16 protein-coding genes are annotated in these 13981 nt (G+C 59.0%); 10 read left to right on the top strand and 6 right to left on the bottom strand.

What is annotated here, in order from left to right; all coding sequences use genetic code 11:
• Positions 1-38: 38 nt before the first annotated feature.
• Entirely contained in the window at positions 39-260 is a 222-nt protein-coding gene (locus G6P99_RS36835; protein ID WP_029080282.1) for a hypothetical protein, read from the bottom strand.
• Positions 261-440: 180 nt separating this feature from the next.
• Between G6P99_RS36835 and G6P99_RS36830 the strand changes: the two genes are divergently transcribed.
• Positions 441-581 (top strand): hypothetical protein, encoded by a 141-nt coding sequence (locus G6P99_RS36830; protein ID WP_165125659.1) that lies wholly within the window; start codon positions 441-443, stop codon positions 579-581.
• A gap of 66 nt (positions 582-647) precedes the next feature.
• Here the strand turns inward: G6P99_RS36830 and G6P99_RS36825 are convergent, their stop codons facing one another.
• Positions 648-1079: a DUF4118 domain-containing protein gene (locus G6P99_RS36825; protein WP_246709729.1), complete on the bottom strand. Its 432-nt coding sequence runs from the start codon at positions 1077-1079 to the stop codon at positions 648-650.
• A 118-nt stretch (positions 1080-1197) separates the two neighbouring features.
• Here G6P99_RS36825 and G6P99_RS36820 point away from each other — a divergent pair, with 118 nt between their 5' ends.
• The 5 genes from G6P99_RS36820 (at position 1198) to G6P99_RS36800 (ending at position 5138) form a co-directional block, all read left to right on the top strand.
• A complete protein-coding gene (locus G6P99_RS36820) occupies positions 1198-1494 on the top strand; it encodes a hypothetical protein (protein ID WP_165125656.1) in 297 nt (98 codons plus the stop codon).
• A 432-nt stretch (positions 1495-1926) separates the two neighbouring features.
• The gene (locus G6P99_RS36815) at positions 1927-2169 is read left to right on the top strand and encodes an Arm DNA-binding domain-containing protein (protein ID WP_246709728.1); all 243 of its coding nucleotides are present in this window, start codon (positions 1927-1929) and stop codon (positions 2167-2169) included.
• Positions 2169-3077, top strand: coding sequence for a vanadium-dependent haloperoxidase (locus tag G6P99_RS36810; protein ID WP_246709726.1), 909 nt, complete (start codon positions 2169-2171; stop codon positions 3075-3077). Before G6P99_RS36815 ends, G6P99_RS36810 begins: the two co-directional genes overlap by 1 nt.
• 114 nt (positions 3078-3191) lie before the next feature.
• A complete protein-coding gene (locus tag G6P99_RS36805) occupies positions 3192-3728 on the top strand; it encodes a cupin domain-containing protein (RefSeq protein WP_165125653.1) in 537 nt (178 codons plus the stop codon).
• 1200 nt (positions 3729-4928) lie between these two features.
• Positions 4929-5138 (top strand): PRC-barrel domain-containing protein, encoded by a 210-nt coding sequence (locus G6P99_RS36800; RefSeq protein WP_165125651.1) that lies wholly within the window; start codon positions 4929-4931, stop codon positions 5136-5138.
• A 421-nt stretch (positions 5139-5559) separates the two neighbouring features.
• Here G6P99_RS36800 and G6P99_RS36795 read toward each other — a convergent pair whose 3' ends face one another.
• Together G6P99_RS36795 and G6P99_RS36790 are read right to left on the bottom strand one after the other, a co-directional pair.
• A complete protein-coding gene (locus G6P99_RS36795) occupies positions 5560-6351 on the bottom strand; it encodes a hypothetical protein (protein WP_205751542.1) in 792 nt (263 codons plus the stop codon).
• 53 nt (positions 6352-6404) lie between these two features.
• On the bottom strand, positions 6405-6689 hold the full coding sequence (locus G6P99_RS36790; RefSeq protein WP_165125648.1) for a hypothetical protein: 285 nt from the start codon (positions 6687-6689) through the stop codon (positions 6405-6407).
• Here G6P99_RS36790 and G6P99_RS36785 point away from each other — a divergent pair.
• The 3 genes from G6P99_RS36785 (at position 6675) to G6P99_RS36775 (ending at position 10844) form a co-directional block, all read left to right on the top strand.
• Complete coding sequence (locus G6P99_RS36785) at positions 6675-6971, top strand: hypothetical protein (RefSeq protein ID WP_165125645.1); 297 nt, start codon at positions 6675-6677, stop codon at positions 6969-6971. The two genes, G6P99_RS36790 and G6P99_RS36785, sit on opposite strands and share 15 nt — an antisense overlap.
• A gap of 1836 nt (positions 6972-8807) precedes the next feature.
• Positions 8808-9638, top strand: coding sequence for an LssY C-terminal domain-containing protein (locus tag G6P99_RS36780; RefSeq protein ID WP_165125642.1), 831 nt, complete (start codon positions 8808-8810; stop codon positions 9636-9638).
• Between the two features lie 123 nt (positions 9639-9761).
• Entirely contained in the window at positions 9762-10844 is a 1083-nt protein-coding gene (locus G6P99_RS36775) for an AI-2E family transporter (protein ID WP_165125639.1), read from the top strand.
• A gap of 581 nt (positions 10845-11425) precedes the next feature.
• Here G6P99_RS36775 and G6P99_RS36770 read toward each other — a convergent pair.
• Complete coding sequence (locus G6P99_RS36770) at positions 11426-12058, bottom strand: hypothetical protein (RefSeq protein WP_165125636.1); 633 nt, start codon at positions 12056-12058, stop codon at positions 11426-11428.
• A gap of 825 nt (positions 12059-12883) precedes the next feature.
• On the opposite strand from G6P99_RS36770, the gene G6P99_RS36765 reads away from it, so the two are divergent.
• Entirely contained in the window at positions 12884-13309 is a 426-nt protein-coding gene (locus tag G6P99_RS36765; RefSeq protein ID WP_165125633.1) for a DoxX family protein, read from the top strand.
• Between the two features lie 56 nt (positions 13310-13365).
• Here the strand turns inward: G6P99_RS36765 and G6P99_RS36760 are convergent, their stop codons facing one another.
• Positions 13366-13629, bottom strand: a complete 264-nt coding sequence (locus G6P99_RS36760; protein ID WP_165125630.1) for a hypothetical protein — start codon at positions 13627-13629, stop codon at positions 13366-13368.
• Between the last annotated feature and the right edge of the window lie 352 nt (positions 13630-13981).

Raw genomic sequence — 13981 nt, 5'->3', positions numbered from 1 at the left:
CGCAAAGCGCGATTGTTTCTGTGGGCGATTGCTTCTGTCTATTGCTTGGCCGCGTCGTCGCCGGTCTTTTCCCCAGTCTTGGCGCTCGACTTCTTTGCGGCTTTCTTCGCCTTCTTCTTCGGCGCCATCTTGGACGCCTCGCCCTTGGCCGCGGTGTCGCCGCTTGCGGCGGGGGCCGGGCTCGTGCCCGCCTTGTCCTGCGCGAGTGCGGCGGACGAGACGAAGGCAAGCGCCGTGGCGGCGAGGATCAGTGTTCGCATCGGATGGTTCTCCCAAGTTGGTTTCCAGCGCCCCTCAACGGGACAGAATGTCGCGGGTTCCGCGACGCGGATCAGCAGTCCGTGAGCAGCGCGTGAACGGCGCAACCCTCGTGCAGGCCACGGAACCGGGAACCTCGAGCTGCGTTATGTCGTTAGGCAGGAGTTCCGAGGAGACGCGCCATGCGTTGGCGATCGATGACGGAAACCACCGGCACCATGCTCGATACTGCCCCCGAAGACACCTTCTACGCGGTGGGCTGGACGGTCAGCGGCGTGGCGACCCTGGCGACCATCGTTGCGGTCTGGATGTTCGGGATCTAAAGGCGACGGTCCTTGCCGACCAGCGCTTGCCGGCACCGGCAAGCGGCATTGGCATGCGTCGGCGACTTACTTCCGCAGGATCACCAGCGCTTCCCGGTAGAGCTGCGAGAAGCAAACCAGCAGCGCGCTCGACAGCAGGAACATCGCGAGACTGTCATAGTCTTCAGGGGTGGGCCAGCCGAAGTCGAAATAGGGCGGCATGAACGCCCACCAGACGATCGGAACCGTGATGATCGTCGCAAAGGCGCCGGCCGGTGCGCCGCCCATCAGGCCCGCGATCAGGATCGCCGGCACGAAGCCTGCGAAATAGAACTGCATGCCGAAGCTCGCGAACATCTCCTGGGTCGCAGTGGCCAGCACTACGGCCAGCAGGGCGACCACGAACGTCGACAACGACCACGGCCGCAGCTTCAGAAGGTAGTCATTGCCCTTGCGCATCGAGACGCCGGCCTCCGCGAGTTCCGGGAAGGTAGCCGAGGAGGCTCGCGAATAAAACACCGTAGGACTCCGTGGGGGCGGCGTTCTGCTCGATACCGTGAAAAGGAACCGGCCCGGTCAAGCCCCTGCCGCATTGTCGCGCTTATTGCATTGCGGCAAGGTGATTGGGGACAGCACGATGCTGGAGCTTCTGATTGTCGTTCTCGTCGCCGGGATCGGGTTCGCATCGGGATATGGCGTCCGCGAGTTGATCTCGCGCCGCCGGCGCCGGTCACCGCCGCGCGTTCACGCGCCAAAGGCGCGGGCCGCCAATGACGACATTTCCGCCCGCGGCCGGTATCGGCCGACCGGCACGCAACAGGCCGATTACGCCACTCCGCCCGACGAACTCGACGGCGCCGTTCGCGACCTGCTCGGCGAACTCAGCCGGCGCACCGTCAAGCCGTCATCGGCCCCGCACCGCCGCCGGCAATGAGGGGGGATGCCGGGCGAACGGCGGTCAGACCACCGCTGCGCTGATCGATCTACTGGCAAGAAGGGGAATGGTGGACGCACAAGGGATCGAACCTTGGACCTCTCCCGTGTGAACCACAATTCGTAGATCCAAGCTGGCCCCAAGCAGCCACAGTTTCGTCGAAATAATTCATTCTATTACAGTAGCTTATGGTCGTTTAGGCCTCAGTAGGCCATAAGCGGCCATACTGCATTTTGTGTGCCCCTGCTGTGCCCGCCGAAGATTTTCCCTTGGGGCACAAAAATGAGGGGAGGCCTGAGATCCGGTCCTGTTTGGGTCTCTCGGTCCATCCTTCTGGGGCACAGGGCGAGGGTAAGCTCTGAGAGCCGGTTCCGATCGGCGACGATTGCTTCCTCGCGGGGCACACCGGGGCACAAACTCGGGGAAGGAATCATGACAGAGCCGACCAACCAGCTGACACTCACCGATGCGGTTATCCGCAACGCCGCGCTGCCGCTCGGCAAGGCGCAGCACTATCTCCACGACGACAAGCTGCCCGGCCTCGCCCTGCGCATGCGTGCCACAGGCGGTCGGACTTGGGTTTACCTCTTCACCAAGCCGGGGGGGCGGCTGCGGCTTACAACATTCTTCTCACAATCTATCCGGACCAAAAAGATGCGCTTGATGCAGCACTGATGACTTCGCTTTCCGGTATCCCGGATACGGAAGGAAGGGCGAACGGAATTGAACTTGGCAAGACGGCCGCTGCCGGTGTGATCGCCTTGCGGGCGGGCGACGGCAGCGACGCTCCAGAAACGTATCGGCCCTATACGACGGCAGGCGTCTACGTGCCAACCGTGGTGCCGATCGCCACGACGGCCGGAGCGACGACCCCTTGGGTCATGACGTCGGGCTCGCAATTCCGTCCAGCGCCGCCACCGGCGCTCGATTCAGAGACCTGGAGCAGAGACCTCAACGAAATTCGCGCGATCGGCGCTCGCAGCAGCACCATCCGAACGCCGGAGCAGACGGTGATAGGACGATTCTGGTTCGTGGTGGGGCCTCCCAGCTTCAATGCAATCATCCGGCAAGCTGCATTGGCAAAAAACATGGACGTGGTTGACTGCGCTCGTCTCTTCGCCCTTGCCGAGATCGCCGCGAACGATGCAATCGTCGCGGTCTTTGATGCGAAGTATCAATACAACTTCTGGCGACCAATGACAGCCATACGTAATGCGGACATCACGCATAACCCGGCGACGCCACGCGAATCGTCTTGGTTGCCGCTCGGTGAGACGCCCATGCACCCGGAATACCCGTGTGCCCACTGCATCGTTTCTGTTTCGGTTTCTACGGTTCTCCGTCACATCGTCGGTGACGAGTTCGGGGAGTTCTCGATGACCAGCCCCACTGCGCCAGGCGTGACCCGCAAATGGACCCGGCTCCAAGACTATAGCGACGAGGTCGCTAATGCACGAATCTATGCCGGCTTCCACTACCGCTTCTCGACAGAAGTCGGGAAGGAAATGGGCAGGAAGATCGGCGATTTGACCGTCGCGACACAGCTCCGTGGCCTGGAAGCGCGGGCCGATCCGAAGCGGTGAGCGTGCCTCGTGCATTTACGTCGGCTATGGGTCAAAATCCGACTTCGGTTGCGGGCGCGTCGATGTCCGCTTAGGGCCGCAATCGGCCCGGTCACATATCTAGGCGAGGTTGCCATGCACGCGAAACTCATGAAGACGTGTTTCGGCCTTCTTTATTTCCTTATTGCCACTGTTGCTCTGCCCTCAGCTCCGGTCTCCGCGGGCGAAGAGGCATTCATCGTCCTGCCCGGCGAAACACCCCGCTATAGCGGACAGCAAGGCCGAGAGGGAGATTTCACCGAACTATTGGCGACGGCTGATAGAACTGGGGGGCAGCTCGGCTTTTTTCGTCAAACCATCGCACCCAAGAGCGGCCCCCCGACGCACCTGCACGAAATGGAAGCTGAGTTTTGTTACGTTGTGAGCGGCCAGTTCAACTTTAAACTGGGCGAACGCATTGTGAGCGCGCCCGCCGGGGCCTTTGTCTTCATTCCTCATCACACTCCGCACACGTTCCAGAACATCGGGACGGAACCCGGTGTATTGCTGTTCGGCGTGACGCCCGGTGGGTTCGAAAAGATGTTCGCGGAGCGGCAAGGTGTCGATGCCGAAACGAACCAAAAGCTGATGGCAATGCACCACATGAAAGTCGTGGGGCCGCCTCTTCGGTAGGCTGCTCCCCCTGGCGGCTTCAGTGGGGCCACATTGCAATATGTCCGGGCGCCTCAGCAGATGGTAACTGATCGACTTCCGCTAAGGGTCAAACTCGGAAGTCGGAGCGCGCGCAACCGTGAGGTCCGCTTCACCCCGACACAACACTTTCGATAGCCAGTGGGGCACTTCCGAAAAGGGTCAATATCGGAAGTAACGGACACGACGTTGCGGTGTAGGCAGAAGCAGCGTTCAATCTGACAGACGAGGAACGTGACGTATGGGTGCGAGCGCCATGGGACGTGTTACAGCCTAGCTTGCCGAACGGGCACGATGCCTCATGACTTAGGAGCGCCGCCAATGCATTCTGAGTTACACCGGCTGTTTAGCCACCAGACCGTGTCAAATACGGATCCAAGGATCCAGCTAATCGGTCCGCCACTTGTCTGGCGGACAGCGTGGACTGCTTTTCGGGATGAAGCGAGCCGACGGAATTCAAGACCAGCCCGCTACAAGCGGCAAGAACAGCTATCGCAATCGCAGCGAGATATTTGGTTCTCATGACGATGGTCCCTTCATCGCCCCATGAACTAACAGGGCACCCTCAGAAATGGTTCCCGCGCGCAACGATGGCATCGAGCGTAAACTCGGTAAGCCTTGTGGGATGCGTCGACCTCCCACTCCGGGTTCCTCCGAATGGAACACCGCGTCGCGATCAGAGATCAACAAAGGAACGAAAGCGCATGCCGCGCTTTAGAGGAATACGAGACCGCCGCTCGCTGGTAAAAAGCCGGCGCATGTCGCGGATAGCCAAAGGTCGCTACCAAAGACCCGCTGTTGTCAAAACGAGCGCTCGCGCAGATAGCCAAAAGCGGCGGTCTCCGGTTCCATTAAAAAGGTGCTGGCCGTGCTTCCATTGAGGTTGCGGAGGGGTGGCTACGATGTTGAGCATGGCTGGCGTGCCTTTACCGGAACGAGAGCAATTGCATGTACCATCGCGTTGACCTTGATCACACGCACAGCCGCGCCATCGTTCGAGAGATCGGCGAGAGATTGGGCGCGTCGCTGAAGCCCGAGCCGGGACTACCAGAGGGACTTAGAACGCAAATCGACCGGCTCCGCGAATTGGAGGAGCAATCACCATCGATCATTCCAGCGACTGGGCGCTGGGACAAGATTCGCCGCTTGAGCCAAACATGGCTCGGCCGAATCGGATGAGCAATGCAATCGGTGAAGCGCCGTGCGTCAAAAATCCTGAATGAGTACGGCGAGGCGCAGGCCGAATTGATCGGCAAAGCCGTCGTCCTTACCGATGGAAAAGCAGGCACGGTCGAGCAGGTTTGGCTGGATGAATTGCACGGGCTTCGGATTTCGATCAAAGGTCATGACGGAAGATGGCCGGTCTCAACCGTCAAGATCACGGAGAACTAGACCCTCGCACGGCTGCGCGCTGTACAGCACGGCGCGATCCTTTCAGATCAGTCCAATCAAGATGAAAAGAGCGATTTCGGCGACGTGCGGCGGATGCCGAGAGAGGATTCATGAATGCCTCGCATCTTGCGAAGCCCCAAGAGTAAATCATTCAGGCCAGAAAATCTTTCGGTTCCAACGCAGACGGCGCGAGATGCGGGCCGCGGACATCCGAGCGCGGCCTAAAGGCAGGGCCCGCTTCGGGTCAAACTCAGAAGTCGGAACACGCAATCGTAGCGACCGCTTCACCTCAACACCGGACTTTCGATAGCCAGCGCGGCACTTCCGAAAAGGGCCAGAAGCGGAAGTGATCCCTTTTACTTGACTGTCGCAATTTCGAGTTCAGCGATAGCCAAGCGCCAAACAACAAAGTCGGAGCGGTTTACTGTGCTTTGTTTTTCGTTTCCTGGGCCTTTTGCTGGAGCAGCTGCTCGTCCGCGTCGTTCAACTTGATCGTCAGCTTGTCGAGCTTGCCGGTGAACCGGAACGGCACTTGGTAGTCGCCGTCGTCGACTCCCGTGCGGGTATCCACTCCCACATCGAACGACTCGTCAAAGCTGATGAGGAACGGAATGGTGTGTGGCATCATCTTGCTGGCGACTGCGTTACCATCCACCGACAGGACGCCGGTGCCGCCTTTGCCGAAACCAGGACCATCGTATTTGAAGTCAAACGCGACGGTATGCTTGCCGGGCGTGAGTGCAGCTGGACTTTCCCAGCGGAAGCGTTCGGTAGTGAGCTGTACATAGGTAAAGACTGGCTTGCCCTTGACCAAGTAGAGGCCATAACCGCCGAATCGGCCACCGATCGTATTGAGCATGCCCTCGGCACCGCCCTGCGGAATATCCACCTCGGCCGAGATGGAGAATGACTTACCGAGCGTGTTGGGGGAGCTGTCCGTTGGTATGCCCGCGACTTCGCCGGAGTAGGTGAAGACAGATTTGCCAGCGGTGGGGCTCGGTCGCGGGGTAAGGCTGCGTTCGAGAACACTGTTATCCAGCGGAAATACGTTGTATTTCGACGCCTCGACCAGGAACAGCTCCTGCATGTTACGCAACTTGCCCGTGTCGAGCAAATCGTCGACCTGTTGCGCACGCGATACATCTGCGACGGATGGAAAATGGATGAGGACGGTGCGGCGCGGGCTCTGGACTACTTCCGAAGACACGTCCATGGACCCGCCAAGACGAGGACACGGCTGCACACACTATCAAGCGCTAGAATTCTTCAGTTCGCACGGTCAGAGTCTTGATTGGATCCACATGGGGATCCCGGGGTGATGATTTGCAGCCTGGCGTACCATTCGGCGAGGGCAAACGAGGCGACAGATGCTGAAGTGCTGGCCTTGGAGGAGTAGATCTTCCACAGTTCGAACTGGCGCATGCCAACGACGTCGAAATAGCTCGGCTCGACAACATTTGTCGCGACGAGCTGAAGCGGCTCCGCGCCGAAGAGGGTATCCTTGCGGATGACGACCACCGGAAGCGCGTAGCGCAGATGCCCGAGTTCCAAGACTACAATCGTCTCGTTAACCGCGCCCAACCGCACTGGGATCGGGTGGACGCCATCATAAACGAGATGAGATCGATCAAGGCCGAAACGGCTGATGGCCGGCGCGCGAAGGTTTCGGTTCTATTGAATTGCGTAATGCCACGCGAATGGCTCAAGGCGGACGACAAGGCCGAATGGGAGATCAAAGAGGCCCGTGAGCTTTTATTTGAACTCGTCGGGGGCGAGCCGAGTGAGCAGCTGCGCCAGCAGTTCACGACGGCGCTGGGCAGCATGATCGCCTAGATCAGAAACTGCCGTCAGTCGCACAGCCCAACCCGCCGGTTCACGCCCAGCGGGCTTTCTATTTTTGAGCGAGCGCAAGGTGGTGCCGCTCAGTGGCGATGGTGCCCCCAACCATAGTGGTGGCCGCGGCTCCAGCCGTAGTGATGCCCACGACCGCCGCGATGACCCCACCCATGGCCGTGGCCATGACCGCCCCTGACATGGATGATAGCATTGTTGCCGCCGAGAGCATTCGGCATTGTGGCAGGCAGTGCGGACGCTGTTCCTCCGGCAGCAAGGCTACCGAGAACAGCAAGTCCAACAAGTGCAAATTTGAGCCTCATGGTTTCCTCCTGTGGCACTCTGGAACGTTGCGTACAGTAGGAAGCTCAATGTGAACGAGGGAAGAGCGAACGACGTTAGGCCGGGTCGTTGGCTTTGACGCTACCTGGAATGGTCGTCGAACGCTCGTTTTGCAGAATTCATGAGCAGCGCGAGCTGGGGTCCCCCGCTCGCACGCCTCAAGCCCGCTGGTTCAATTCGGCTTGTTTTTCTCTGGGCTTTGAGGGAAGCGGCGAGGGGTTGATCCGGCTTTTCAGCTTGATGCTTTTCGGGCTGGCGCGCTTCTACTGGCCGCGCAAATCTGGCGGCCCACCGCCGTTCGAACTTTCTTTGAATATCCCGAGGAACGTCGCACATCACCCACCTCCGGGTTCAGCCCCTCGATGGGGGCTCAACGCGCAAGCGCTCTAAAGGATCCCAAACGGCACCATTTTCATTGGTTGGCAGGCCACCTTTGACGACGACAAAAACTCCGCTCGCGCGCATGCTTGCTCGCGGCGGAGTTGATTCGGCCATGATGCTGGAAGCCCTCGTGCCGCTGATGGGACTAGGCGCTTGCGCCTTGCTGCTCATTGCCTTCTGGGGGCTTACGTCGCGCTAATTCCAATAAAGACGCCGCCGGTCTCCAAATGCACGCCCGGCGGCGTTTGTTTCCTGAACTGGGATTGCTGAAATCCCCAGCATCAAACTAACTGCAGAGCCGTGCCGTTAGATTGAAAGCGGGACGGGCACTTGTCATTACGCCTCGTTACCTTGCGGGAGCGGGAACAAGTGGCAATGCTGGGAGTCATGCATATGGCTCCCGCGGCGGCTTGGCCGCCCCACTCGACGACAGTCCGCACGCGGTTTTTGCCTCGATATTTGCGATCTTCAGGCGCAGAACAGCCTCGCCGGCGCCTCGGCCAATGTTCCGCTCGGCCTCACTGCGGTGTTTCGGGCACTCGGGGGTGGATGGCAGATACGTGAGGGTGGCAACTTCGTTAGCCCGGCAACGGTTGATCAGATGCGTGCGCGAACGGACTGGGGTAATTTGCTTCCGCCTGCGAACGGGCCGCAACCGCCGGCTCCGGGCCTGCCGGGTCCCGAGGATATCGGACCGACGATCCGGCCTCCGGAGTGGTGATTGTCGCATAGCCCATTCTACTTTGCATGGGGTTGTTTTCGTGATTTTTGGCTCCCGGCCCAGGAGGTACCGTGAAACCGCTCGTGAAATTCGTCGCATTCGCCATCATCACCACGGCGCCGCACGCAGGCGCCCACGCACAAACGGCCGCTCCTTCGACCGCGCTCCCCCCTGGCACCACGCAGGGGCCCTGGACCAACCCCAAGCCTGGCAACTCGGGAAGCTATTGCAGTCCGGGCGAGTATGCGGTTGGATTCGAAGTTGAGGTTGCACCGGCCGGGGCAGGTCGCTATGCCGGAGGTGTTTCCCGACTTCGCGTTATTTGCCGGCGTTACGGGATTTGATCTCATGGTCGTCGTTCTGACGCACGCGCCGTTACATCCGGACACGCGATGAGATTGCTGATACGCCTGCTGCAACGCCTGGCGATATTCGGGTTGGGCATTTTCAGCGTCTGGCTGATCGTCTTTGTGGTCTTTGAAACAGCGGATCGCAGGCTGCCCTGGATTTTGGCTGTAAGCATCGCTTACGGATTTGGCGCCTACATTGTTCTGCCGCGCGTCATTCGCCTGGGTCTCCGGATTCTGCAGCACAAGCGGGTGCCCAGTTACACCATCACAGGTGATGGGCTACCGGGAGACCCTGTCAACGTCGCGCTCGTCGGCACGTTGCAGCAGCTCCGATCGGCCTTCGCCATCAGCGGCTGGTCGGAAGCGGATCGATTGGGGCTGGCGAGTTCGTGGGGCATGATCCGAGCCTTCGTACTCAACCGGCCTTACCCCACTGCACCATTTAGCACCCTCTATCTTTTTGGACGCGGTCAGGACATCGGCTTTCAAAAGGCGATCGATGATAGCCCGCGAAAACGCCATCACATTCGATTTTGGGCTTTGAGCCCTTCGCGTGCTCAAGCCACCTGGGGTGACGCGGGCTTCTGGCAAAACACCGACCGGCCGCCGGACAATGAACGCGTTCTTTGGGTCGGAGCTGGCACGAGAGATACCGGCCTGTCCTTCACTCGTCTCTCGTTCCAGATCACCCACGCCACCGATTCCGACACCAATGCCGAGCGCGACCATATCATCGCCGAGTTGACGAAAAATCGGACAATCGAGGCCGTGGAAATATTTCAATCGGGTCAGAATCTCTTGACCGAGCACGTCAATCATTATGTTCCCGATGGCGAGATCGCGTTGGCAAATCTGGTCAGCGACGCGCGATAGCCGCGTCGCGGGATTTGTCGCGTACATCGTCCTCGATTTGACCGCAAACGGACATGCCGTTCCGTCCGCAGATGTTCGTCGGAGCGAATATCTGCACGGGCGCGGGTCATGCAAGGAGTGGAAATGATCCCCGGCGCTGATGACGATCGAGCCGCCCACGACCGGCTCATAACAACCTGGGTCGAACTTGTTATTCGGATCGGTGTCCTCGGGCTTCTCCTGGCTTTATCGGTCGTCCTGATTCGTCCATTCATCACCGTCGCAATCTGGAGCATCGTGCTGACGGTCGCGGTCTACCCGGTGTATGATTGGATGGCCGGTCGGCTGGGCGGACGACGTCGACTGGCGGCGCTCCTGCTTACCATCCTTAACCTGCTGATCGTGATCGGACCCGCAACGTGGCTTACTCTGGGGCTGATCGACAGTCTTCGAGAGCTTTCCGAGTATCTCGATCTGTCGGCCTTGACCCTGCCGCCGCCGCCTCATGCCGTGAAGTCCTGGCCGATCATCGGCGCGCCGATTTATCAGTTTTGGGATCTGGCCTCGACCAATTTCCAGGCTGCATTGGCCAAAACCGCCCCACTGCTGAAACCGGTCGGGGGTACACTCCTTGAGCTTGCGGAGAGTGCTGGAATTGGCGTCATCAAGTTCTTTGTCGCCATCGTGATTGCCGGCTTTTTGTTTTCGCCGGCGCCTTCGCTGGTCAATGCAGTTACGTTGTTTTCACGCAGGCTTGCTTCGGGGCGCGGCGAGAGATTCGTCCAGCTCGCCGGAGCCACCATTCGGGCCGTATCGCGTGGCGTGATTGGCGTTTCGGCTCTGCAGGCTTTTCTTGCGGGTATGGGACTAGCAGTTGCGGGAATTTCGGGTGCCAGCCTGCTCACCTCTGCTGTCCTCATTCTCGGAATTATTCAGGTCGGTCCTTCCGTTGTTCTCTTTCCAATCGTCATTTGGAGCTGGATCACAATGGATCCGACGAAGGCTATTCTGCTCTCGCTCTATTTGATCCCGGTTAGCCTGCTGGACAACGTTCTTCGTCCGCTGGTCATGGCGCGGGGCTTGGATACTCCCATGCTGATCATTTTAATCGGCGTCCTCGGAGGTACGCTTGCCTACGGGATCACCGGCCTGTTTCTGGGACCTATCGTCCTGGCAGTGATCTGGGAATTGCTTGTGACATGGACCAAGGAGCGCGAAAGCGCCTAACCGACGCCCGCTGCTCACCGGGCTCAGGGCCCGTATCGCGCACCACGCGAGTCGAACTCTGCCGACGCCGGCGCCGTGGCTAACGACGCGGCTGCTACTTCTAAGATTAGCTCTCGACGGGAAAGGGGCGGCGACCATCAAGATGGGTGATGGATCTGATCGCGAGGTAAAGCTTGAATATGTCCCGCCCGGCAACGTAAAGATTATTTTTGACGATCGCAGGCGACGCAAAATACCAACACGGTCTTGAAGCCGGCGTTTCGGTCGATGGGACCGGACCAATAACGGAGGTGACGAGCGGGCTCGCGGCGCCAGGGCATACGCGAATGATCGCGCCGATCGAGCGCGCCGAGAAGCCGCTAGGGATTGCCCCCACGATGTCGCCAGGCCTTCAGGAAATCCCAACGGGCTTTCTCTCGTTTGATTTGGGTCCACTGTTCTGGTGTTCGCCTGACCGGCTTTCCCATGACCTGCTAGTTCTTTCCCTTTCAACCCGGGCTTCAAACGATGTGCGGTGAAAGCCGCTCGCAACCAGCATGTGGTCGCATGTGGCCTTGCGGCCCAGAACAGACCAGCAGACCTTACGCGTTCCGTCGGGAATATGCAGCTAGAGCACCATAGTTCCGCGCGAGCAGTTCGTCGGCCCTAGAGAGCACGTCGGTCGATGCTTGCACGGACTTCGATTGCAGCTGCCTGAGTAGCGCTTCCTCAACCTCTGCCGTTGAAGCTTTGATGAATCGGAATATCACTGTGATATACTCTGGCTTAAACGAATTTGCGATCCTACTCCGCCAACGCAGAGTGTCAGCGAAGCCAGAGTCAATTTGGAAACGGATTTGCACGTCTATTCCCCAGTGCCAGTCAATATGAATGTCCTTGATCGCCGTCCAAGGTATCAAGTCGTCTGAAGCGAAGAGATATCTGAACCCTTCAGACGATATTTTCAGCGCAGGATCACTAAGTCTAAGCGTTCTGAAGAGGCTTCCGAAGAACGCGCACAAGTAAAGGAGGACCCCGCCACACATGACGGCCGCAAAAAATGACATGACGGATTCACCTATGCGGCGCGGGAACTCCATGGCTAAGCTCATTAGCGAAACCCCGCCAAATCCCAAGAACATGACCGCAAATATCAGGATGACGATCAAAAGGCCTAGCAGGTAGATAATCGGCCAGAAGCGATTTACGGCGAAGCTGCGATCTAGATCATTCATTGGATGATCCGATCAGCTTCCATCCGCCGTCGCTTTTTGCTTCGGTTCATGCCAGCCTTCTGAGAGCTGAGATTTAGAGCACTACAAACAAATGCTGCCTGATCGCGGAAGCTTATCATGTTCACGCAACGGAAGCCGATCCGTGTTTCTACGGAGCGCGATTGTGAATTGGTTCACAAACAACCTGACGTGCTGACTGCTACATCGTAGCGCGCTGGGGGATTTCAGGGGCCCAGTCACAGGCGCCGTCGGGACAGCTCATTTCGAGCCCGGCGGCGTAGCTTTTTCAGGGGCGCGAGCGGAATGCAATCCGGCTCAGTCATCGCATCAACTCGAACAGTTCTTTGACCTCGCTCAGCCGCAGCTTGGTGCCAGCCGGCATGTGCTCGAGGAGCATGTGCCAGGGGCCGCGCGTGAGCGGCCCCGTTCGATTCCGATCAGTGACCTGTCTTTATTCTGGCGATAGTGGCTCAGTTTGTAATTTGTCCGCTGTAAGGCCCGTGTCAGCCGAGCGATGTAGTTTCGCCAGCATGGACCACGACCTGCTGTATTTCCGCATATCACTGGTCTGGATGGCGCTTGTGGTAGCCGCCTTGATCTATGCCATCGTTGCTTGAGGCCCGCCTGCGGCTCAGTCTTGAATTCTCGGACCTGATTGCCCCGATTGATACGGCTAATCCGGTCCCAGCGCCCCACAGTGATGGCCCATCGTTAGATGGACCGCCACAAGCACTCAGGGTGGCCGCCACAGTATCATCAAAGCCCGCCCTATCTGGCGCAGAGCTTGTAGAGGAGTGTTCAGACAGAACCATTTTGGGGGACAAGATGATCGATCAGCGCACGGCGCCTTGGGCAGCACTGTTACTTCGGATTAGTTTAGGCTCGCTTTTCATTGCACATCTGTATTGGAAATTCGCCATTCTCCCTGGCGGTCTGACTACATGGTGGGACAACTTCGCAAAAAGCGGCTATCCGTCGATTACGCCTTGGTATGGGCTCTCCGCAGAGTTTGTCGGAGCGGTCCTGCTTATACCGGGCATTTGGACGCGCTGGGCTGCGCTCTACACACTTCCGTTGATCGCAGGAGCAGCTCACTTCTGGGCGCTCCGTAAAGGCTTCTTCTTCACAGGAGCCGGATCAGAGCTGCCGGTGGTTTGGTCGGTGATGCTCGTCATTCAGGCCCTGCTGGGGGATGGGCCTTACGCCGCAGTTCCTTCTTTTGGCTCTCAAAGCGAAATGAAGCTAGCTTAAATCGCGCTCCACCATCTTCTCAGTAGTCCTGCCGAGAACACCGGCCAAGCCTACGGCTACGCGAACAGGTCGTTCCCCGCCTGCAGGATTTTCACGTAAGTCCCGCTTTCGTGGATCTCCAGCCAGTCCTGCGCCAAGGCGTATTTGAGACCGGCGCCATATTCGGCCGGCGTGCCGTTGTCCTGATATAAAAAGGGTCCGTTGATCTTCTCGATGTAGACGCGGCCGTCCTGAACGGGTTCGAACGCTCGAGCGTGCTCCATGAGTCTGCGAGCGGCTTTCTCGGGATTAGTGTAGGGACGATCTGCGGTGAGTTTCATCAGCGGGGAATCACGATTTCCATCCGGCACTGAATGGCATCGGGTGACCGATCATGTCATGCCAATTCGGAACGATGTTCACAGCGCCTGCGGCGCTGCAAACCGAGCACACCATGCGCCAGCCAATATGCGACCAGGGCTGATCTTGGGGTAGGGCGTCAAGCCTGAAGTCGACCAAGCGACCGCACCCGCCATGGCACTGGATGTTGCAAGTAGCGTGACCGTCCGCGAGCCATTGAGCGGGGCTGCCCGGTGGATAACGGCCGGACCATTTCGTATATCGACGCTGGCGCATGGGCAGATGATCGCGCCGATCGCGCGCGGCGAGAAGGCGCTAGGATTTGGCGATTAA

It is taken from the genome of Bradyrhizobium sp. 6(2017) (assembly GCF_011058295.2).
Taxonomy (GTDB): Bacteria; Pseudomonadota; Alphaproteobacteria; order Rhizobiales; family Xanthobacteraceae; genus Bradyrhizobium; species Bradyrhizobium septentrionale.
This window is presented reverse-complemented; position numbering and strand designations above follow the sequence as displayed.

Excerpts from the sequence above, each read along its gene's own strand:
- G6P99_RS36780 (WP_165125642.1), top strand. The coding sequence starts at position 8,808 with ATGAGATTGCTGATACGCCTGCTGCAACGCCTGGCGATATTCGGGTTG.
- G6P99_RS36815 (WP_246709728.1), top strand. The coding sequence starts at position 1,927 with ATGACAGAGCCGACCAACCAGCTGACACTCACCGATGCGGTTATCCGC.
- G6P99_RS36835 (WP_029080282.1), bottom strand. The coding sequence starts at position 260 with ATGCGAACACTGATCCTCGCCGCCACGGCGCTTGCCTTCGTCTCGTCC.
- G6P99_RS36765 (WP_165125633.1), top strand. The coding sequence starts at position 12,884 with ATGATCGATCAGCGCACGGCGCCTTGGGCAGCACTGTTACTTCGGATT.
- G6P99_RS36795 (WP_205751542.1), bottom strand. The coding sequence starts at position 6,351 with ATGGACGTGTCTTCGGAAGTAGTCCAGAGCCCGCGCCGCACCGTCCTC.
- G6P99_RS36775 (WP_165125639.1), top strand. The coding sequence starts at position 9,762 with ATGATCCCCGGCGCTGATGACGATCGAGCCGCCCACGACCGGCTCATA.
- G6P99_RS36800 (WP_165125651.1), top strand. The coding sequence starts at position 4,929 with ATGCAATCGGTGAAGCGCCGTGCGTCAAAAATCCTGAATGAGTACGGC.
- G6P99_RS36830 (WP_165125659.1), top strand. The coding sequence starts at position 441 with ATGCGTTGGCGATCGATGACGGAAACCACCGGCACCATGCTCGATACT.
- G6P99_RS36810 (WP_246709726.1), top strand. The coding sequence starts at position 2,169 with ATGACTTCGCTTTCCGGTATCCCGGATACGGAAGGAAGGGCGAACGGA.
- G6P99_RS36805 (WP_165125653.1), top strand. The coding sequence starts at position 3,192 with ATGCACGCGAAACTCATGAAGACGTGTTTCGGCCTTCTTTATTTCCTT.
- G6P99_RS36820 (WP_165125656.1), top strand. The coding sequence starts at position 1,198 with ATGCTGGAGCTTCTGATTGTCGTTCTCGTCGCCGGGATCGGGTTCGCA.
- G6P99_RS36770 (WP_165125636.1), bottom strand. The coding sequence starts at position 12,058 with ATGAATGATCTAGATCGCAGCTTCGCCGTAAATCGCTTCTGGCCGATT.
- G6P99_RS36785 (WP_165125645.1), top strand. The coding sequence starts at position 6,675 with ATGCCCGAGTTCCAAGACTACAATCGTCTCGTTAACCGCGCCCAACCG.
- G6P99_RS36760 (WP_165125630.1), bottom strand. The coding sequence starts at position 13,629 with ATGAAACTCACCGCAGATCGTCCCTACACTAATCCCGAGAAAGCCGCT.